At 37.0% G+C, this 20,340-nt stretch carries 20 protein-coding genes and 1 tRNA gene; 19 read left to right on the top strand and 2 right to left on the bottom strand.

What is annotated here, in order from left to right:
- From AC3WTA_RS26730 to uvsE, 11 genes are all read left to right on the top strand, one after another.
- Positions 1-117: a DUF3948 family protein gene (locus AC3WTA_RS26730; protein WP_000654250.1), complete on the top strand. Its 117-nt coding sequence runs from the start codon at positions 1-3 to the stop codon at positions 115-117.
- Positions 118-159: 42 nt separating this feature from the next.
- Positions 160-270, top strand: a complete 111-nt coding sequence (locus AC3WTA_RS26725) for a DUF3948 family protein (RefSeq protein WP_001083700.1) — start codon at positions 160-162, stop codon at positions 268-270.
- A 310-nt stretch (positions 271-580) separates the two neighbouring features.
- A complete protein-coding gene (gene hppD / locus AC3WTA_RS26720; protein ID WP_000810916.1) occupies positions 581-1,699 on the top strand; it encodes a 4-hydroxyphenylpyruvate dioxygenase in 1,119 nt (372 codons plus the stop codon).
- Positions 1,700-1,765: 66 nt separating this feature from the next.
- Positions 1,766-2,722 carry a fumarylacetoacetate hydrolase family protein gene (locus tag AC3WTA_RS26715; protein ID WP_000674018.1) on the top strand — a complete coding sequence of 319 codons (957 nt, stop codon included), beginning with the start codon at positions 1,766-1,768 and terminating at the stop codon, positions 2,720-2,722.
- A complete protein-coding gene (locus tag AC3WTA_RS26710) occupies positions 2,688-3,860 on the top strand; it encodes a homogentisate 1,2-dioxygenase (RefSeq protein ID WP_000499910.1) in 1,173 nt (390 codons plus the stop codon). Before AC3WTA_RS26715 ends, AC3WTA_RS26710 begins: the two co-directional genes overlap by 35 nt.
- A gap of 230 nt (positions 3,861-4,090) precedes the next feature.
- Positions 4,091-5,506, top strand: a complete 1,416-nt coding sequence (gene bcaP, locus AC3WTA_RS26705) for a branched-chain amino acid transporter BcaP (RefSeq protein WP_000809356.1) — start codon at positions 4,091-4,093, stop codon at positions 5,504-5,506.
- Positions 5,507-5,615: 109 nt separating this feature from the next.
- On the top strand, positions 5,616-6,887 hold the full coding sequence (locus AC3WTA_RS26700; RefSeq protein WP_000799710.1) for an MDR family MFS transporter: 1,272 nt from the start codon (positions 5,616-5,618) through the stop codon (positions 6,885-6,887).
- A gap of 369 nt (positions 6,888-7,256) precedes the next feature.
- Complete coding sequence (locus AC3WTA_RS26695; RefSeq protein ID WP_000161438.1) at positions 7,257-8,342, top strand: D-alanine--D-alanine ligase; 1,086 nt, start codon at positions 7,257-7,259, stop codon at positions 8,340-8,342.
- A gap of 60 nt (positions 8,343-8,402) precedes the next feature.
- On the top strand, positions 8,403-9,779 hold the full coding sequence (gene murF / locus AC3WTA_RS26690; RefSeq protein WP_000610688.1) for a UDP-N-acetylmuramoyl-tripeptide--D-alanyl-D-alanine ligase: 1,377 nt from the start codon (positions 8,403-8,405) through the stop codon (positions 9,777-9,779).
- Between the two features lie 305 nt (positions 9,780-10,084).
- A complete protein-coding gene (gene cshA / locus AC3WTA_RS26685) occupies positions 10,085-11,668 on the top strand; it encodes a degradosome RNA helicase CshA (protein ID WP_000206597.1) in 1,584 nt (527 codons plus the stop codon).
- Between the two features lie 93 nt (positions 11,669-11,761).
- Positions 11,762-12,724, top strand: coding sequence for a UV DNA damage repair endonuclease UvsE (uvsE, locus tag AC3WTA_RS26680; protein ID WP_000961177.1), 963 nt, complete (start codon positions 11,762-11,764; stop codon positions 12,722-12,724).
- Here the strand turns inward: uvsE and AC3WTA_RS26675 are convergent.
- Entirely contained in the window at positions 12,717-13,289 is a 573-nt protein-coding gene (locus AC3WTA_RS26675) for a rhomboid family intramembrane serine protease (protein WP_000906923.1), read from the bottom strand. The two genes, uvsE and AC3WTA_RS26675, sit on opposite strands and share 8 nt — an antisense overlap.
- Positions 13,290-13,381: 92 nt before the next feature.
- Between AC3WTA_RS26675 and acpS the strand changes: the two genes are divergently transcribed.
- The 6 genes from acpS (at position 13,382) to AC3WTA_RS26645 (ending at position 19,325) form a co-directional block, all read left to right on the top strand.
- Positions 13,382-13,741: a holo-ACP synthase gene (acpS, locus tag AC3WTA_RS26670; RefSeq protein WP_000635044.1), complete on the top strand. Its 360-nt coding sequence runs from the start codon at positions 13,382-13,384 to the stop codon at positions 13,739-13,741.
- Positions 13,742-13,834: 93 nt separating this feature from the next.
- Positions 13,835-14,848: a LolA family protein gene (locus tag AC3WTA_RS26665; RefSeq protein WP_000829111.1), complete on the top strand. Its 1,014-nt coding sequence runs from the start codon at positions 13,835-13,837 to the stop codon at positions 14,846-14,848.
- Positions 14,849-14,966: 118 nt separating this feature from the next.
- Positions 14,967-16,136 (top strand): alanine racemase, encoded by a 1,170-nt coding sequence (alr, locus tag AC3WTA_RS26660; protein ID WP_000398151.1) that lies wholly within the window; start codon positions 14,967-14,969, stop codon positions 16,134-16,136.
- Between the two features lie 309 nt (positions 16,137-16,445).
- Positions 16,446-16,733 (top strand): antitoxin EndoAI, encoded by a 288-nt coding sequence (locus AC3WTA_RS26655; RefSeq protein ID WP_000004570.1) that lies wholly within the window; start codon positions 16,446-16,448, stop codon positions 16,731-16,733.
- Positions 16,734-16,737: 4 nt separating this feature from the next.
- Positions 16,738-17,088 carry a type II toxin-antitoxin system endoribonuclease NdoA gene (gene ndoA / locus AC3WTA_RS26650; RefSeq protein WP_000635963.1) on the top strand — a complete coding sequence of 117 codons (351 nt, stop codon included), beginning with the start codon at positions 16,738-16,740 and terminating at the stop codon, positions 17,086-17,088.
- A gap of 68 nt (positions 17,089-17,156) precedes the next feature.
- Entirely contained in the window at positions 17,157-19,325 is a 2,169-nt protein-coding gene (locus tag AC3WTA_RS26645; RefSeq protein WP_492333082.1) for a Tex family protein, read from the top strand.
- A 59-nt stretch (positions 19,326-19,384) separates the two neighbouring features.
- Here AC3WTA_RS26645 and cmpA read toward each other — a convergent pair whose 3' ends face one another.
- Positions 19,385-19,501 (bottom strand): cortex morphogenetic protein CmpA, encoded by a 117-nt coding sequence (gene cmpA / locus AC3WTA_RS26640; RefSeq protein WP_001143642.1) that lies wholly within the window; start codon positions 19,499-19,501, stop codon positions 19,385-19,387.
- Between the two features lie 195 nt (positions 19,502-19,696).
- Between cmpA and AC3WTA_RS26635 the strand changes: the two genes are divergently transcribed.
- Together AC3WTA_RS26635 and AC3WTA_RS26630 are read left to right on the top strand one after the other, a co-directional pair.
- Entirely contained in the window at positions 19,697-20,155 is a 459-nt protein-coding gene (locus AC3WTA_RS26635) for a SprT family protein (protein WP_000344252.1), read from the top strand.
- A gap of 114 nt (positions 20,156-20,269) precedes the next feature.
- Positions 20,270-20,340 (top strand) — tRNA-Asn (locus AC3WTA_RS26630).

Below are 20,340 nucleotides of genomic sequence, written 5' to 3'. Positions count from 1 at the left end.
ATGAAAGATATGAAAGAGCAAGTATTACAAGTAACAAAAGGTGACTTCGTAGGATCAGCAAGTGGAGCAGTAGTATTAACGGCATTAATCGTATTTCTATCAAGTGTATTAGTATAATAGAAGTTTTAAATCATACAAAATGAAAGGAGAATGAGGAATATGAACAGTGAACAAGTGTTACAAGTAACAAAAACAGATTTATTAGGATCATTAGGTGGAGCGGTAGTATTAACATCATTTATTTTATTCCTTGCAAATGTATTAGTATGAGACATATAAATACAATCATTCAAAAAAAATAAAGACTCTAGCATATTAGTAAGTAGTTAATATGTTGGGGTCTTTTTTGTTTTCCTCTCATATATATCTTCAAGTATTAATATTCCCTCCGTCATGTAAAGAGAAAAAAGTCGAATTTTATATGTAAGAAAAAAAGAGGAATTTGACAGAAAAGATAGAAAATTTTAAAGGTCAGAATTTGTTAGCTTGCTAACTAATTTCTATTAATTGATGTTGGAAGCGTTTTCGGTTGGTTTTAAGTATGGACCATTTAATCTATTTACAGGGGGATGAGGATTTTATGAAACAAAAATCTATGGATACGCTAGCTGCACAAATGGAGGACTTTTTTCCGGTACGTGATGTAGATCATTTGGAATTTTACGTAGGAAATGCAAAGCAATCAAGTTATTACCTTGCGAGAGCATTCGGTTTCAAAATTGTGGCTTACTCTGGATTAGAAACTGGTAACCGTGAAAAGGTATCTTATGTTCTTGTGCAAAAAAATATGCGTTTTGTTGTGTCTGGAGCTTTAAGTAGCGATAATCGTATCGCAGAATTTGTAAAGACACATGGTGATGGTGTAAAAGATGTTGCTTTACTTGTTGACGATGTTGACAAAGCATACTCGGAAGCTGTGAAACGTGGTGCCGTCGCGATTGCTCCACCTGTGGAATTAACAGACGAGAACGGTACATTGAAAAAAGCAGTTATTGGTACGTATGGTGATACAATTCACACGCTTGTAGAGCGTAAAAATTATAAAGGAACATTTATGCCAGGATTCCAACAGGTGGAGTTTAATATTCCGTTTGAAGAGTCAGGTTTAATTGCTGTAGACCACGTAGTTGGTAATGTTGAGAAAATGGAAGAATGGGTTAGCTATTATGAGAATGTTATGGGCTTTAAACAAATGATTCATTTTGATGATGACGATATTAGTACAGAGTATTCAGCATTAATGTCGAAAGTTATGACAAATGGAAGTCGTATTAAGTTCCCTATTAACGAGCCAGCAGATGGCAAGAGAAAATCGCAAATTCAAGAATATCTAGAATTCTATAATGGAGCAGGTGTACAACATCTTGCTTTATTAACAAGCGATATCGTTAAAACAGTGGAAGCACTTCGTGAAAATGGCGTGGAGTTTTTAGATACACCTGATACTTATTATGATGAGTTAAGTGCGCGAGTTGGGAAAATTGATGAAGAAATTGATAGGTTAAAAGAATTAAAGATTTTAGTAGATCGCGATGAGGAAGGATACTTACTACAAATCTTTACGAAACCAATTGTAGATCGTCCAACTTTATTTATTGAAATTATTCAACGTAAAGGTTCTCGCGGATTTGGAGAAGGGAACTTTAAAGCATTATTTGAATCAATTGAAAGAGAACAGGAACGTCGCGGAAACTTATAAGATTTGTATCCACCAGCAAAAGTCTCTTTGCTGGTGGAAATTTCATTTTTATAGGGAGGAATCATGATGAAATTTGTTACATTTCGTCTTCCTTCGAAAGAAATGCGAGCTGGATGGCTGGAAGGTGACAAAGTAATTGATATGAATCTTGCTAGTGATGGAAAATTACCTTCTTCTATGTTCGCCTTTTTAGAGAAAGCGGATGAGTATGTAGAAGTATTGCGCAATATAGAGAATCCAGAAAAGGGTATATATTCCTTAGAGGAAGTGCAATTAGCGGCGGCAATTCCTAATCCGAGTAGTATTCGGGATTTTTACGCGTTTGAACAGCATGTAAAAACGGCCCGCGGCCGGAGAGGGCTAGATGTTGTACCTGAATGGTACGATATCCCGGTTTTTTATTTTACGAACCATCGTGCTGTAATTGGTCCGGATGATTTTGTAATTGGTCCGAAGAAATCTAAAAAGCTTGATTATGAGTTAGAGATCGCTTGCGTAATTGGGAAAGAAGGAAGAAATATTTCTCGTGAGCAAGCAGAGGAATACATTTTTGGTTATTGTATTATGAACGACTGGAGTGCAAGGGACTTACAAGCAACAGAAATGAAGGTAGGACTTGGTCCAGCAAAAGGAAAAGATTTTGCAACTTCATTAGGAGCGCACCTTGTTACGAAAGAGGAATTGGATGTTTACCGTAACGGTGACCGTTATGCGTTAGAGATGACTGCTCATGTAAATGGAAAGCTATTATCAAAGGGGAACTTCCAAGATATTTATTATACATTTGCTGAAATGATTGAACGTGCTTCGGAAGACGTTACGTTATATCCAGGCGATGTGATTGGTTCTGGGACAGTAGGAACAGGTTGTGTTTTAGAACTGGGTACGGAAGAGTGGCTGCAAGATGGGGATGTTGTAGAACTTACGATTACTGGTTTAGGTACGTTATGTAATACGGTCAAAAAAGAAATGGAAGCAGGTGATGGGCATGTTTTATCGTCACATGGGGGAGCTACCTCATAAACGACATGTACAATTCCGTAAAAAAGATGGGTCGCTTTATCGCGAACAGGTAATGGGAACAAAAGGTTTTTCTGGTACGCAATCTATTTTGTACCATCATTATATGCCAACGGAAGTAGGTCATGCGGCATTATCTCATTCTTGTCAGTTGCAGTATGAAGAAGATGTAGCTCTTGCTCATCGTCATTTTCGCACAAAAGAAAATAAAAAAACTGGCGATGCAGTAAGCGGAAGGAATTTTATGCTTGGGAATGAGGATTTATTAATTGGAGTAGTGGCTCCAACAGAAAAAATGGACTATTTCTACCGTAATGGTGATGGTGATGAAATGTTATTTGTTCATTATGGAACAGGGAAAATTGAAACGATGTTTGGAACGATTCACTATCGAAAAGGTGATTATGTAACAATCCCAATTGGAACGATTTATCGTGTTATTCCAGATGAAGGAGAGACTAAGTTTCTCGTTGTAGAGGCAAATAGTCAAATCACAACGCCGCGTCGCTATCGGAATGAATATGGACAATTGTTAGAGCATAGTCCGTTTTGTGAGAGAGATATTCGTGGTCCTGAAAAATTAGAGACGTATGATGAAAAAGGTGAGTTTGTCGTAATGACAAAGTCGCGAGGGTATATGCATAAACATGTTTTAGGGCACCATCCGTTAGATGTTGTTGGTTGGGATGGTTATTTATATCCGTGGGTCTTTAATGTAGAGGACTTTGAACCAATCACAGGTCGTATTCATCAGCCACCTCCAGTACATCAAACGTTCGAAGGTCACAATTTCGTTATTTGTTCTTTCGTACCACGTTTATACGACTATCATCCAGAATCTATTCCGGCACCATATTATCATAGTAACGTGAATAGTGATGAAGTACTGTACTATGTAGAAGGAAACTTTATGAGCCGGAAAGGTGTGGAAGAAGGTTCTATTACACTTCATCCGAGCGGAATTCCTCATGGGCCGCATCCTGGAAAAACAGAGGGAAGTATAGGGAAGAAAGAAACACTTGAACTAGCTGTTATGATAGACACGTTCCGTCCGCTTCGTATTGTAAAGCAAGCACATGAAACAGAAGATGAAAAATATATGTATAGCTGGATTGAAGAAGGTTCACATACTGTGAAATAGGTAAAAAGAGGCATGCTCAATAAGTGAGCATGCCTCTTTTGTGGAATCGACATGTATAATAATACCAAAAAAAATTACGGAAAGATATATAGAAACAACGATAAGGATATTGTATGTTCCGAAAGATTTCTACTTATTTCGACAAAAGTATTGACTGGGGAAAGTGCAATGAGTAAAATAAAAAGCGAATTAAAAATTTTCAGAAAATTTAAAACTTGGAGGAGCATGCTATGAAGCAAATTTTTCAAAAGAAGCCTATTGCAAAGCTAATGCAAGAGAGTAAGCAAAAGACGTTAGCAAGAACATTGGGTGCATTGGATTTAACTATGCTTGGAATCGGGGCAATTGTTGGAACAGGTATTTTTGTTCTAACGGGCGTGGTAGCAGCAAAACATTCTGGACCAGCTATTATATTATCATTTGCGATAGCCGCTTTAGCCTGTGCCTTTGCTGCATTTTGTTATGCTGAATTCGCTTCTTCAGTTCCTGTCTCAGGCAGTGTGTATACGTACACATATGCGACGATGGGAGAGGTATTCGCATTTTTAATTGGATGGGACTTAATGCTTGAGTATTTACTCGCTACATCTGCTGTAGCAAATGGTTGGTCCGCTTATTTTCAATCTTTATTAAAGGGATTTGGGATCCATATTCCTACCATTCTCTCCTCGGCCCCTGGTACAGGAAAGGGTGGAATAATTGATTTGCCTGCGGTTCTAATTATTTTAGTGATGACAGTTCTTTTATCTAGAGGTGTTCGTGAAAGTGCACGAATAAATAACATTATGGTGTTTATTAAATTAGCGGTTGTTCTCATATTTATCTTTGCTGGTTTTAATTATGTAAAACCTGAAAATTGGACACCTTTTATGCCGTTTGGCTTAGATGGTGTAATGGCTGGAGCTGCTACAGTGTTTTTTGCATTCATAGGGTTTGATGCAGTTTCAACGGCAGCAGAAGAAGTGAAACGTCCACAACGTGATTTACCAATTGGCATTATTGCATCTTTATTAATTTGTACGGTTCTTTATATTGTTGTTTCACTTATTTTGACAGGAATTGTTCCATACGGACAGTTAAATATATCAGATCCAGTTGCTTTTGCACTTCAATTTATTGGACAAGATAGTTTAGCGGGAGTAATTTCAGTAGGAGCAATTACAGGAATCACAACAGTAATGTTAGTTATGATGTATGGGCAAGTACGTGTTTCGTATGCAATGAGTAGAGATGGATTATTGCCGAAGCGCCTTGCTAAAGTCCATCCAAAATTTAAAACACCATTTTTAAATACATGGACAACAGGAATTATTGCAGCACTTATTTCAGGATTAATAGATTTAAATGTGTTAGCGCATCTTGTAAATATGGGGACTTTATCAGCCTTTGCACTTGTAGCTGTTGCTGTTATTGTAATGAGAAGAACTCATCCGGATTTACCAAGAGCATTTAAGGCACCGCTTGTACCATTTTTACCAGCATTAACGGTGATTTTTTGTTTATATTTAATGCTTCAGTTATCCGGAACTGCTTGGATTAGTTTTGGGGTATGGATGGTTATCGGTATTGCGGTTTACTTCTTATATAGCCGAAAACATAGTGCTTTAAATAATAGTAAAGACGAAGAAGATGCAGCAAATTTATAAGTTGAAAAATCCATTCTAATTCTGTTAGGATGGATTTTTTTGTTCTGAAAATTTACATTTTTCTGATTGTGTATATAATATAATTGTTGGGGAACTGAGGGGGGAATGTATGAAAAATACGTGGCGTGAGTTAAGGGAGATGGACCGAAACATATGGATTCGGTTTATTGGCGAAACGTTAAATGGAATTGCAATGATGATGTTGATGCCTTTTTTTGCACTATATTTAAAAGATAAGGTGGATTCGTTATTGGAAGTAGGGGTTATTATGGCACTTTCTCCGATTGCCGCAAGTTTCGGTTCTCTTCTTGGTGGGAGGATTGCTGATATATATGGAAGAAAGCCAATAATGATTTTTTCAATGGTGAGTAATGCTTTGTTCATGCTAGGTTTTTTATTTATAGAAGGATTTATTCCTTATGCTATTTTATCTATTTTTTTAGGGCTCAGTAATTCATTATTCCATCCCGCTGCATCAGCAATGGTTGCGGATGTAACAGCACCTGAAAAAAGAACAGAAGCATATGGTTTATTACGAATGGGGCACAATATAGGTGCTGCAATTGGCCCGATAATGGGTGCTTCAGTAGTTATGTTGTCGAAGAACCTTGTGTTTATTATTGCCTCGTCTACGATGTTATTTTATGCATTACTTGTATTCATTCTTATTCAAGAGACAATGCCAAAGAGTGCGAATAAAGAAGAGAATAAAGAAAAGGAATCAGGGGTGGTTTGGAAAATTGTAATGAGAGATAAGGCACTAATGATTTATTTGTTAGCAGGTATCATTATTTCGATGGGATTTTCTCAAACAGAAGGCATGTTGCCGCTGCACTTTGATAATGAAATGAAAGGCATTTTTGGAACTAACAATCCATATCCATATTTAATGGCTTTAAATGGACTATTAGTTGTGTTGTTCCAATTTCAAATTTCAAAATGGGCCACAGATAAACCTGTCGGAAAGACGATGTTATATGGTGCATGTTTGTTCGGAGTTGGTTTGTTCTTTATAGGATGGTTACCGAAGTGGTTTGGAGAATTTGATGCAAATGCTACGATTATTTTAATAACGTTGCTGTTCGTTTATGCCATATATACGTTAGGTGAGATGATTATGTCGCCTGTACAGATGACGTTTGTAGCGAATTTGGCCCCTGAGCACTTGAGAGGGACTTATATGGGAGCTGCCAGTTTGCAGTGGATTACAGGAGGCGCATTCGGTCCACTTCTTGGCGGTTTTTTATTGGATCGATTACTTGGCCACTTTCTATTTACAATTTTAGCTGTAGGATGTGTAGTTGCAGGTATTGTATATGTTTCTTTAGATCGTCTCGTTGAGCAAAGGCAAAAAGGCACACTGACCAAACAATCTTCTTAATGAGTAGATGACATACACAAAAAGGGGATTTCTACATATTTTAGGTACATAACTAGATTGGATTACAATTTTATCCCGCTATTTGTGGGCAGTAAGAATTCCACCTCAAAATTCGGCGGGAGATAACTGCCCGATTGGTGCGGGCTGATAATTAGTGGGGATGGCCCCTCGTTAATTAAAGTTTCACTGTATTTTAGAATTTAATTTTGTATATTTATGAAGAAAGTTAAGTAGAAAAAGTATAGAAAACCAATAAGTGGTGTCATTTAATTATTTGTGGAAGTTACATTTTATTTCAAATAGGAACTACCTATTTTTATAAAAAGTGCTAAAATAGAAAAATGAAAACAATTGGTTAGGGTGATTTCAGTGACAAAAATTAAATTAGGTTTATTATATGGTGGAAAATCAGCTGAGCATCAAGTTTCGCTACAAACGGCTCTTGCTGCTATTAAAGCATTAAATCAAGATAAATTCGAGATTCATCCAATTTATATTACAGAACAAGGTCAATGGGTTCGCGGTGAGCGTATTGAAGGTGAAGTAACAGATGTTGAAGTTCTAAAAATGAGCGGCGCAGAAAATGCGATTTCTCCGTTATCATTAAGCACAGAAATCATTCCATCTGCAGCTTCTGAGGAAAATGCTATCGACGTTATTTTCCCATTATTACATGGACCAAATGGTGAAGATGGAACGGTTCAAGGATTATTAGAATTAATGAACATTCCTTATGTAGGAAATGGTGTTCTAGCATCTGCTGCTGGTATGGATAAAGTTGTTATGAAAAACATCTTCGCAGAAGCTGGATTGAAACAAGCGAAGTATGCATCGTTTATTCGTAGTGCGTGGGAAAAAGATTGTGAAACAGCATATGAAAAAGTAGAAGAAGTTTTAGGATATCCTTGCTTCGTAAAACCAGCAAACCTTGGTTCAAGTGTTGGTATTAATAAGTGTAAAAATCGTGAAGAGCTTGAGAATGCATTTGAAGAGGCATTCCAATTTGACCGCAAAATTATTGTAGAAGAAAATATCGTTGGACGTGAAGTAGAAGTTGGTGTATTAGGTAATGATGAACCGAAATGTTCAGTTGTAGGTGAAATCGTACCGAAAAAGGACTTCTATGATTATAAGTCGAAATATATCGATGGCGATACAGCATTAATTATTCCGGCTGAAATGACAGAAGAAGAGTCTAATGTCATTAAGCGAGATGCAATTATTGCATTCCAATCGTTAGATAGTGCTGGCTTAACAAGAGCTGATTTCTTCTTAACGAAAGATGGAGAAGTATATATTAACGAAGTGAATACGATGCCAGGGTTTACGCCGTTTAGTATGTTCCCTCTACTATGGCAACATACTGGATTACCGTATCCGGAATTAATTGAAGAGCTAATTCGTTTAGCGATTGAGCGTCACGAAGAAAAACAAAAAATTAAATATACAATCTAACAAAAAAGGAGGAAGCACTATTCGCAGGAATAGTGCTTCCTCTATGTAAGGAGTGTTCTCATGATAAATCGAACGTTAAAACAAGTAGAACAGATGGTAAATGGTACGGGATTAGCAGAGCAATATGAGGGAATTACTATACAAGGAGTGTCTATTGATACGAGAAAAGTCGAAAAAGGCAACCTATATGTTCCGATTCAAGGTGAACGTTTCGATGGACATGCTTTTGTAGATAAAGCCGTTGAAAATGGAGCTGTGGCGACATTATGGATGAAAGATGTAGCAAATCCACCTGAGAACCTTCCCGTTATTTTTGTAGAAGACACGCTATCGGCATTACAAATGTTAGCGAAAAACTATCGCGATCAATTGGATGTGAAAGTTATTGGTGTGACAGGGAGTAATGGTAAAACATCTACAAAAGATATTGTAACAAGTCTTCTTGCGACTAAATTCAAAGTTCAAAAAACAGAAGGAAACTTCAATAACCATATTGGGTTACCTCTTACTATTTTAAACTTAGAAGAAAATACAGAAGTAGCTGTATTAGAGATGGGTATGTCGAGCCGAGGGGAAATTGAATTCTTATCTAAGTTAGCACGTCCAAATGCAGCTATCATTACGAACATCGGTGAGGCGCATTTAATGGATTTAGGCTCTCGTGAAGCAATTGCTGAAGCGAAATTAGAAATTGTGACAGGATTACAAGAAGGTGGAGTATTCGTATATAACGGAGATGAGCCATTATTAACAAATCGTGTTCCTGAAATGAATTTAATAGCTGAAACAGTTACGTTTGGTGATGCTAGAGCAAATGATTATTATCCAACGACTGTAGCATTACAGGCGACTGGGACACATTTTAAAATGAATAGAGATGAAAATATTTCATTCTACTTACCAGTATTGGGGAAACATAATGTGTATAATACGCTTGCTTCAATGGCAATTGCGAAACATTTTGGTGTAACATGGGAAGAAATGAAACAAGGTTTAGTAACACTTCAAATGACGGGCATGCGTATGGAAATTGTAAAAACGGATAGTGGATTAACAATTATCAATGATGCTTATAATGCAAGTCCGACAGCTATGGAAGCAGCATTCGACTTAATGAACGGTTTAGATGGATTTGCTAAGAAGATCGTTGTACTCGGTGATATGTTAGAGCTTGGAAATCAAGAAGTACAGTTTCATTATGAAGTCGGTAAATTAATCGATCCAGCAAAAATTGCATATGTGTTCACATATGGTAAATTAGGGGCTCAAATTGCTGAAGGAGCGAAAATTAATTTCCCTATTGAGCGTGTAAAAGCGTATGATAATAAAGAAGAGCTAGTAAAAGAGTTACAAGCAGTAGTTGATGTGAAAGATGTTGTATTAATAAAAGCATCTCGTGGCATGAAATTGGAAGAAGTAATTACGATGTTGAAATAATTGGTGTATATAAATAGGGATGATAGATGCGAAAATAGAAGAAACTTATAATAAGCGCTTACAGTAAATATAAAAAAATAAAAGTGAAGAAAAAAACTCTGAATATGAAAATAAGGTAACAGTTGGGTTTGCTTTTTGCACATACAAAACTTATAATTGATAAAGTGTAATAACGTTTAGAAGTATTTTCGCGAAGAATATACGCCCGTTTATATACGTGAGCATTCAGGAAAAGGGCTTTTCCGCAAATTCGGAAAACGCCTTTTTTTAAATGATAAGTATAGGATAGAAAAGGAGAAGTAACATTGACAACATTTCGAGAATTAGGATTAAGTGAGTCTTTACTACAATCTGTTGAAAGTATGGGCTTTGAAGAGGCTACGCCGATTCAAGCTGAAACAATTCCACATGCATTGCAAGGTAAGGATATTATTGGGCAAGCGCAAACAGGTACAGGGAAAACAGCAGCATTCGGATTACCACTATTAGATAAAGTGGATACAAATAAAGAAGCAGTTCAAGGTATTGTTATCGCGCCAACGCGTGAATTAGCAATTCAAGTTGGAGAAGAGCTGTACAAAATTGGTAAACATAAACGCGTTCGTATTTTACCAATCTATGGTGGTCAAGATATTAACCGCCAAATTCGTGCTCTAAAAAAACACCCACACATTATTGTTGGTACGCCGGGTCGTATTTTAGATCATATTAACCGTAAAACACTTCGCTTACAAAACGTAGAGACAGTTGTTCTTGACGAAGCGGATGAAATGTTAAACATGGGCTTCATTGAAGATATTGAAGCGATTTTAACAGATGTGCCAGATACACATCAAACATTATTATTCTCAGCGACAATGCCAGATCCAATCCGTCGTATTGCTGAGCGTTTCATGACTGAGCCTCAACACATTAAAGTAAAAGCAAAAGAAGTAACAATGCCAAACATTCAGCAGTTCTATTTAGAAGTGCAAGAAAAGAAAAAGTTTGACGTGTTAACACGCTTATTAGATATTCAATCTCCAGAGCTTGCAATCGTATTCGGTCGTACAAAGCGTCGTGTTGATGAATTATCAGAAGCATTAAACTTACGTGGTTATGCAGCAGAAGGTATTCACGGTGACTTAACACAAGCGAAGCGTATGTCTGTATTACGTAAATTTAAAGAAGGTGCTATTGAAGTTCTTGTTGCAACAGACGTTGCTGCACGTGGTCTTGATATTTCAGGCGTAACACATGTATACAACTTCGATATCCCACAAGATCCAGAATCATACGTTCACCGTATCGGTCGTACTGGCCGTGCAGGTAAAAAAGGTATTGCAATGTTATTTGTAACACCACGTGAATCAGGACAATTAAAAAATATCGAGCGCACTACAAAACGTAAAGTTGATCGTATGGAAGCACCGACACTTGACGAGGCATTAGAAGGTCAACAACGTTTAATCGCTGAAAAACTTCAAAGCACAATTGAAAATGATAATTTATCATACTACAAGCGTATTGCAGAAGAAATGTTAGAAGAGAATGATTCTGTAACAGTAGTAGCTGCTGCTTTAAAAATGATGACAAAAGAGCCAGATACAACTCCAATCGCTTTAACATCAGAACCACCAGTTGTTTCAAGAGGTGGCGGTTCTAAAAAACGCGGCGGTAACGGAGGCGGATACCGTGATGGTAACCGTAATCGTAGTCGTGACGGACGCGGCGGTGGCGATGGTCGTAACCGTGATCGCAATCGTGACGGACGCGGTGGTGGCGATGGCCGTAACCGTGATCGTAATCGTGATGGTGGTAGCCGTGGTCGTAAAGGTGAAGGTCAAGGTCGCCCTGGATCTTCAAATGGACGTGGCGAAAGAAAACATCATAGCCGTCCACAAGCTTAATAAAAAAAGAGAATGCCCTTTGCCGGCATTCTCTTTTTTTATTTCTGTAATTGTACATACTACATAATAACTTGTGTAGAAAAGAGGTGCTACATGCTTGTAAGACTTGGGTATGTTGCGATGAGTGTACATTTAAAGAATGCATCTCCATCTCAAACGATGACATATGCGCAGTTTCAACGAATTGATGATAGGGAGGCTGCAATTCGTAAACTCGAAAGAATTGCTAATTCGAATTTAGAAAATTGTTTACGGTTATTAAAGCATAATAAAGGGCATGATATATCTTTCTTTCGGCTTAGTTCCAAGCTTGTTCCTTTAGCGAATCATGAGGAGTTGTTAGAGTGGAACTATATTCGCCCCTTAAAAGAAAATTTAAAAGTACTAGGTGATTACGCTATTCGAATGAATATGCGTATTGATTTTCATCCAGATCATTTCGTTGTGCTGAATTCACCTGAAGAGAATATTTTTAAACAATCTGTAAAGACATTGCAGATGCATAAAAAATTATTAAAAGGTATGGGGATTGAACATAAGCAAAGATGCGTATTACATGTGGGTGGAGGTTATAAAGATAAGGAACTCGCATTAGAACGCTTTATAGAAAATTGGTCAAATGTTCCAAGAAGTATCCAAGAGATGGTCATATTAGAAAATGATGATACGACCTTTTCTTTAGAAGAAACATTGTATTTAGGTGAAAAATTAGATATTCCAGTCGTGTTTGATTTGCATCACCATATGATGAATAATGATCGAGAAGATTGGCATGAAGATTGGGCGCGTGTTGTACATACGTGGGAATCGTCTTTGTTACCAGTGAAAATGCACATTTCTAGTCCTAGAGAGGGAAAAGACCCGAGAGCGCATGCGGACTTTATTGATGTAGATACTTTTTTATCTTTTTTAAAAAAGATAAAGGGAAGTGTTTCGCAAATTGATTGTATGATTGAGGCGAAGAAGAAGGATGAGTCTTTATTTCAACTAATGAGAGATTTAAGTAAACAAACAGATGTAGAAATTGTCGATGGTGCGAGCTTTTATATTAAATAAGCTCTGCACCATCGAATTTTTTTGTTAATAAAGGAGTGCAAATACCACCAATAATCAATCCTGTTAAATGGCTTATAGGGTTAGCGGAGGGATTGAAGAAAGTGAATAGTAGTAATATACATATCATGATTGAAAAAATGGCAATGTCTCTTGGATTGGAAGAACGATATCGACTATACAATAGAAATAATTGTGCACCTAGCAATCCGAAAATACCACCAGATGCCCCGGCATGAATATATTCAAGAGGCATAATGAGATAAGAAGAAATATTTCCAAGAATGCCAGAAAGGAAAAAAATAATGATGAAAGAAAAGTGCCCTAGTTGTTTTTCAATAGAAGAGCCAAGCACAAATAAACAAATACTATTAGAAAGGAAATGTTGTAAGTCTACATGTACAAGTAAGGAAGTTATGAGACGCCACCATTCTCCTTTAGCGATATATTCATTGTAGGATGCCATGGGAAAGAGAAGAAAGTCGCCTAACATAATCATGACTAATTGTATGAGAAGTAAAGCGATGACGATTGGTTGTAAGGAAATGCGGGCAGAAGGTATTAGCATGTTGTGAGTATCACTCCTTTTGCATCAGAAAGATTCTCTGTTATTCTTACAATATGAAAAAAGAAAGCTAAATAGAAGAAGGGGATTTTGAAATGATTGTAGGGATTGGAATCGATATTATTGAATTGAATCGAATTGAAAAAATGCTAGATGGAAAACTTAAATTTATGGAGCGTATTTTAACTGAAAGTGAACGTAATGTTGCTAAGGAGCTGAAGGGAAGTCGCCTTACAGAGTTTGTAGCTGGAAGATTTGCAGCGAAAGAGGCGTATTCAAAAGCGGTAGGAACTGGTATTGGAAAAGAAGTAAGTTTTTTAGATATTGAAGTAAGGAATGATGATAGAGGTAAGCCGATTCTCGTTACAAGTACAGAGCATATTGTTCATTTATCAATTAGTCATAGTAAGGAATTTGCTGTTGCTCAAGTTGTTTTAGAAAGCTCGTCACGCTAGTCTGCATATTTTATATCTTTGTCTCATATATTTGATGTAGCGATAAGGAAGGTACATCTTCCATTCATTTATAGGGGCAAAGGGGCTGAAGTGATGAAAAGGCGTCTGTTTTTAGTTCTTGTCGGTTTATTAACCGTTTTTGTGTTGGCGGGTTGTATGGAAAAGAAACAAGATGATGTTGTGAGAGATTTAGAGGCGAAAGTAAAAGGGATGAAAAGTTATCAAGCTGAAGCAAAATTATCTATTAAAACAGGGAATGAGCCTCAGGAGTACAAGGTAGAAATATGGCATAAGGAACCTTCTTTTTATCGTGTGAATTTGCAGAATGCGAAAAAAGATCAAAGCCAAATTATTTTAAGAAATGAAGAAGGGGTATTTGTATTAACGCCAGCACTTAATAAGAGTTTCCGTTTCCAAAGTGATTGGCCGCAAAATAGTAGCCAGGCTTATTTATATGAATCCCTTGTGAGAGATATTTTGCAGGATAAGAAAAACCTTACTTTTGAAAAAACAGATAAGTATTATATTTTTAAAACAAAAACAAACTATCAACATCAAAACATGTTGCCGAAACAAGAGATTACATTGAAGAAAAGTGATTTAACACCAGTTTCGGTGAAGTTAATGGATAATGATCAAAATGTTCTTGTGAAAGTAGATTTCTCAAAAGTGAAATTTGATGCGAAATTTGATAAAGGTGCATTTGATACGAAACAAAATATGTCTAGAGCGCAAGTAGATGTTCAAACAACAGCGAAAGAAGACAAACCATTTGCTATTTTGTATCCGCGTGATACGCCGCAAGGTATGGTTTTGAAAGATGAAAAAGAGTTGAAGACAGACAGTGGCAAGCGTGCGATACTCACATACACTGGAAGTAAGAAATCCTTTACTTTGATACAAGAAAAGGCAAAAGTTGCAGAGGCTTCGTCAGCGATAAGTGTGAGCGGAGAATTGGTTGATCTTGGCTTTACAATTGGGGCATTGACGAAAGATTCTTTAACGTGGTCGCATAACGGAGTAGAATATATGCTCGTGTCTAAAGGTTTAGAGCCGAAGGAGCTATTAATGGTTGCTCGTTCAGTTACAGAGAAGCAAGTGAAGTAAACTTCTTAGACGTGGTGATATATGTGCACCACGTCTTTTCTTAGTTTGAAGGGTGGATTTCATAAAAGAAGCATATAAAAGAATAAGCGTCGCATATCGTGTATAAGGAAGTGTATTTATGGAAGGAGCACCATTTTATCGTGACACTTGGGTGGAAGTGGATTTAGATGCGATCTATAACAATATTACACACATTAAAGATTTCATTCCAAGTGATGTAGAGATTTTTGCTGTAGTCAAAGCAAATGCATATGGACATGATTATGTACCGGTAGCTAAAACGGCATTAGAAGCAGGGGCGACAAGGTTAGCGGTTGCCTTTTTAGATGAAGCTCTAGTGCTTCGAAGGGCTGGTATTACTGTGCCGATTTTAGTGTTAGGTCCTTCCCCGCCTCGTGATGTCAATGTAGCTGCTGAAAATGATGTAGCGTTAACTGTTTTTCAAAAAGAATGGGTGGATGAAGCGATCAAACTTTGGGATGGTTCATCTACAATGAAATACCATATTAATTTCGATAGTGGTATGGGGAGAATTGGAATACGCGAACGAAAAGAATTAAAAGGATTTTTAAAGAGTTTAGAAGGTGCACCATTTTTAGAATTAGAAGGAGTTTATACACATTTTGCAACAGCGGATGAGGTGGAGACTTCTTACTTTGATAAGCAATATAACACATTTTTGCAGCAGTTAAGTTGGTTGAAAGAGTTCGGAGTGGATCCTAAGTTTGTCCATACAGCTAATAGTGCTGCAACGCTACGTTTTCAAGGGATTACATTTAATGCAGTACGAATTGGCATTGCGATGTATGGATTATCCCCGTCTGTAGAAATACGCCCTTTTTTACCGTTTAAATTAGAACCAGCGCTATCATTGCATACGAAAGTTGCTCATATTAAACAGGTGATTAAAGGGGATGGGATTAGTTATAACGTCACTTACCGAACGAAAACGGAAGAATGGATTGCAACTGTTGCGATTGGATATGCAGATGGCTGGCTTAGAAGATTACAAGGGTTCGAAGTGCTTATAAATGGTAAAAGGGTACCGATTGTAGGTCGAGTAACAATGGATCAATTCATGATACACCTTCCTTGTGAAGTGCCGCTTGGTACGAAAGTTACACTCATTGGAAAACAAGGTGATGAGTATATTAGTGCTACTGAGGTTGCTGAATATTCTGGGACTATTAATTATGAAATTATTGCAACGATAAGCTTCCGTGTGCCGAGAATATTCATACGGCACGGCAAGGTTGTAGAAGTAATCAATTATTTGAATAATATATAGAAGGTAGTATGATTTGCTTCTTGTCATTTGAGAGGACTGTTCATTGGTTAAGAATAAGCTCATTTTTGATGAGAAGCTTTTTACTTATCATTACTTTTAACATAATTTAATGTGAATTTTGCTGGGAAACTCTTGCGTTTCTTGTTTGTAATAAGATAAAAATAAAAGAATATGAATGTTTTGTTTGTGAATTGGAAAACATAAGCAAGGAATAAGGAAGTCTTTGCAACAGGCTCCATACAATGGTATTATTACAATAGGTGTCATATATATATTTGGGTGTGTAGTTGACGGTGGAGGTGTATTTTTGTGTCCGAATCAAGTGTAACTACTGAAATCGTGGTTCGGTTGCCAAAGCAAATGGTAACGGAATTGGACGGAATTGGAAAACAAGAGAATAAGAATCGCCATGAACTAATTTGCCAGGCAACACAACTGTTATTGCGTCAACATAAGACGAAGAAACGCTACCAACATGAATCAATGCGACGTGGGTACATTGAAATGGGAAAAATTAATCTTGGTATTGCATCGGAAGCTTTCTTAGCAGAGTATGAAGCAGCTCATACAGTAGAACGCTTAGTTAGCGGGGGGTAATATTTTGATTGTAAAACGCGGCGACGTGTATTTTGCAGACCTTTCCCCAGTTGTTGGTTCTGAGCAAGGAGGCGTTCGTCCGGTTCTTGTCATTCAAAATGACATCGGAAATCGTTTTAGTCCAACGGTGATTGTAGCGGCTATTACTGCACAGATTCAAAAAGCTAAATTACCCACTCATGTGGAAATTGATGCGAAAAAGTACGGTTTTGAGAGAGATTCTGTTATTTTACTTGAGCAGATTCGAACAATCGATAAGCAGCGCTTAACGGACAAAATCACTCACTTAGATGAAGTGATGATGATTCGTGTAGATGAAGCGCTACAAATTAGTTTAGGACTAATAGATTTTTAAATCGGCAGTTTAAGTTGCTCTCTTTACAGGGCAACTTTTTTTTATTATAGAGGAGGTTACGGTTGTATATGGAAATGGTAGATAATCGACAAGCGTTAATGAAAATGTTAGTGAAGGAATTAGGCTTTACCGAAAAGCAAGTTCGTCATGTTATTCAATTAACAGAAGAAGGTAACACAGTTCCATTTATTGCTCGTTACCGAAAAGAATGGACAGGCTCTTTAGATGAGGTGCAAATTCGTACAATTTTAGAGAGATGGCAATATATGATGCAGCTTGAAGATAGGAAAGAAGAGGTTCTTCGTCTTATTGATGAGAAGGGGAAACTGACAGGAGAGTTACGTCAGCGAATTGTTAAAGCTGTAAAGTTGCAAGAAGTAGAAGATTTATATCGCCCATATAAAGAGAAAAGAAGAACGAAAGCAACGATTGCAAAAGAAAAAGGACTAGAGCCGTTAGCTGAATGGTTATTGTTATATAAGAAAGAAGATCCAAATCAGAAGGCAGTGGAGTTTATTAATGCAGAGAAAGAAGTGCAATCTGCAGAAGAAGCATTACAAGGTGCCCAAGACATTATTGCAGAAATCGTTTCAGATGAAGCAGCTTATCGTAGTTGGATTCGGAATGTTACTTTTAGAAAAGGTGTTATGTCTTCGTCCGTAAAAGATGAAGAGAAAGATGAAAAGAATATATATGAAATGTATTACAGTTATGAAGAACCGTTGCAGAAAGTAGTGCCGCATCGTGTATTAGCGATGAATCGCGGTGAGAAAGAAGATATATTGAGAGTTTCTGTTGTTCCACCAGTAGATGAGATAGTAACTTTCTTATATAAGAGAGTAATTCGTGATAACGATTCTAAAAGTGCACATTATGTAAAGTTAGCAATTGAGGATGGTTATAAACGATTAATTCAATCCTCCATTGAAAGAGAGATTCGAAAAGAATTAACAGAAACAGCTGAGGAACAAGCGATACATATTTTCTCTGAGAACTTACGTAATTTGTTATTACAACCTCCAATGAAAGGAAAGGTTGTGTTAGCTGTAGATCCTGCATATAGAACGGGTTGTAAATTAGCTGTTGTAGATGATACGGGGAAGGTTCTATATATTGATGTTATTTATCCGCATCCACCTGTTCGTAAATATGAAGATGCAAAAACGAAAGTTCTTTCTATTATAGATAAATATCAAGTTGAAATGATTGCGATTGGGAATGGTACAGCTTCTAGAGAATCGGAAGAATTTATAGTTGATGTATTACAAAATGTGAAACAAGAAGTCTTCTATATTATTGTGAACGAAGCTGGTGCGAGTGTGTATTCGGCCTCTGATTTAGCTCGTGAGGAATTTCCGAATTTACAGGTTGAAGAAAGAAGTGCTGTTTCTATTGGGAGACGTCTGCAAGATCCACTTGCTGAACTTGTGAAGATTGATCCTAAATCAGTTGGGGTTGGACAATACCAACATGATGTATCTCAAAAGAGGTTGAATGAATCATTAACATTTGTAGTAGAGACGGCAGTTAACCAAGTCGGTGTGAATGTAAATACAGCTTCAGTTGCGTTATTGCAATATGTTTCGGGTTTATCGAAAACTGTTGCGAAAAATATTGTGGCAAAGCGTGAAGAAGAAGGGAAATTTACAAAACGAACAGACTTAAAGAAAATACCGCGTCTAGGTGCGAAGACATATGAACAATGCATAGGTTTCTTACGTATATTAGAAGGGGCAAATCCGTTAGATCGAACGGGTATTCATCCAGAACAATATAAAAATGTTGAATTGTTATTGAAGAGTCTAGGGTTATCAAAAGATGACGTAGGGCAATTGCAATTACAAAAGAGCTTAGAAGAAGTGGAGATTTCTAAGTTATCGCAAGAAACGGGAGTTGGGGAGCCAACGTTAGTTGATATTATAGATGCGCTCATTAGTCCAGAGCGAGACATGAGGGATGAGTTGCCTAAACCGCTTCTGAAAAAAGGGATTTTGAAATTAGAAGATTTAAAACGTGGTATGGAACTGGAAGGAACAGTTCGTAACGTTGTTGATTTTGGTGCTTTTGTTGATGTAGGTGTAAAACAAGATGGTTTAGTACATATTTCTAAACTAAGCAAACAGTATGTGAAGCATCCGTTAGATATTGTATCTGTCGGACAAATCGTAAAGGTATGGGTAGATGATATTGATACGAAAAAAGGTCGCGTTGCACTATCCATGTTGCCGATAGAATAGTAAGAGAAGAGAGCAGATGAAACTGCTCTCTTTTTTTATGGGATAAAACGTGTAATGGATTATGAGCTTTGATGTATTTTGCTATAATAAAACCAGCATTCATTTAGTAATTTAATTTGATACCGGTTTTTTTCAAAATATGCGCGTTGCATTTGTTTTTTTAGCCACGTAGGCATAGGAATCCCTCCTTGTTTAATCCTACTCTCAAAAATCTAAGGTACTATTGATGAGAGGTTGGTGAGTGGATTTCTATTCATGCTATATTTTTAGAAACCACGCTTCTTGAATGAGGATGGGTATATGTACTATTTAATATATGTATAAGGGAGGAGAAAAGTGTAAAAATATTTTTTAGTTTAGGAGGAATGAGAGTGGATGAGCAAGAAATACAGCGTCTGGTGGAAGAAGTATCACTACAATACTTCGGAATGCCATTTTTACATAGAGCTATGTTCAATAGTAGGTTGCGTACAACTGGTGGACGTTATCTATTGAATACACACAATATTGAACTGAATTATCGATATTACGAAATGTATGGGAAAGAAGAGTTAGTCGGAATCATTAAACATGAGCTTTGTCATTATCACTTACATATTACAGGAAGGGGCTATAAGCACCGGGATAGAGATTTTCGTGAATTGTTAAAAGAAGTTGATGCGCCACGCTTTTGTAAACGAATAATTAATGAAGAGAAGGAAAAAAAGGTTTATACGTATGAATGTATGGGCTGTTTGCTTCAATATGTAAGAAGACGTCAAATAAATACAAAAAGATATGTCTGCGGAAAGTGTAAAGGGAAACTGAACCTGATAAAGAAAACATCTTGACAGTGAAAACGCAATCCAGTATATTATAAACATGTCACGTTTGTACAAGATGTTGTGAAAAAACATCTTGACTTACGATAAGAAATTTTATAAGATACAAATTGTCTTTATTATTCCGCAGTAGCTCAGTGGTAGAGCTATCGGCTGTTAACCGATCGGTCGTAGGTTCGAGTCCTACCTGCGGA

The sequence above is a fragment of the Bacillus sp. EB106-07-01-XG149 genome (genome assembly GCF_058791555.1).
The sequence above is the reverse complement of the archived record's forward strand: the minus strand, read 5'-3'. Positions and strand labels throughout refer to the sequence as shown.

What these genes read in the sequence shown, in the direction of transcription:
- AC3WTA_RS26665 (WP_000829111.1), top strand. Translation starts at nt 13,835, where the DNA reads ATGAAAAGGCGTCTGTTTTTAGTTCTTGTCGGTTTATTAACCGTTTTT.
- bcaP (WP_000809356.1), top strand. Translation starts at nt 4,091, where the DNA reads ATGAAGCAAATTTTTCAAAAGAAGCCTATTGCAAAGCTAATGCAAGAG.
- hppD (WP_000810916.1), top strand. Translation starts at nt 581, where the DNA reads ATGAAACAAAAATCTATGGATACGCTAGCTGCACAAATGGAGGACTTT.
- AC3WTA_RS26645 (WP_492333082.1), top strand. Translation starts at nt 17,157, where the DNA reads ATGGAAATGGTAGATAATCGACAAGCGTTAATGAAAATGTTAGTGAAG.
- cmpA (WP_001143642.1), bottom strand. Translation starts at nt 19,501, where the DNA reads ATGCCTACGTGGCTAAAAAAACAAATGCAACGCGCATATTTTGAAAAA.
- murF (WP_000610688.1), top strand. Translation starts at nt 8,403, where the DNA reads ATGATAAATCGAACGTTAAAACAAGTAGAACAGATGGTAAATGGTACG.
- AC3WTA_RS26675 (WP_000906923.1), bottom strand. Translation starts at nt 13,289, where the DNA reads ATGCTAATACCTTCTGCCCGCATTTCCTTACAACCAATCGTCATCGCT.
- AC3WTA_RS26730 (WP_000654250.1), top strand. Translation starts at nt 1, where the DNA reads ATGAAAGATATGAAAGAGCAAGTATTACAAGTAACAAAAGGTGACTTC.
- acpS (WP_000635044.1), top strand. Translation starts at nt 13,382, where the DNA reads ATGATTGTAGGGATTGGAATCGATATTATTGAATTGAATCGAATTGAA.
- AC3WTA_RS26700 (WP_000799710.1), top strand. Translation starts at nt 5,616, where the DNA reads ATGAAAAATACGTGGCGTGAGTTAAGGGAGATGGACCGAAACATATGG.
- uvsE (WP_000961177.1), top strand. Translation starts at nt 11,762, where the DNA reads ATGCTTGTAAGACTTGGGTATGTTGCGATGAGTGTACATTTAAAGAAT.
- AC3WTA_RS26710 (WP_000499910.1), top strand. Translation starts at nt 2,688, where the DNA reads ATGTTTTATCGTCACATGGGGGAGCTACCTCATAAACGACATGTACAA.
- AC3WTA_RS26725 (WP_001083700.1), top strand. Translation starts at nt 160, where the DNA reads ATGAACAGTGAACAAGTGTTACAAGTAACAAAAACAGATTTATTAGGA.
- alr (WP_000398151.1), top strand. Translation starts at nt 14,967, where the DNA reads ATGGAAGGAGCACCATTTTATCGTGACACTTGGGTGGAAGTGGATTTA.
- AC3WTA_RS26715 (WP_000674018.1), top strand. Translation starts at nt 1,766, where the DNA reads ATGAAATTTGTTACATTTCGTCTTCCTTCGAAAGAAATGCGAGCTGGA.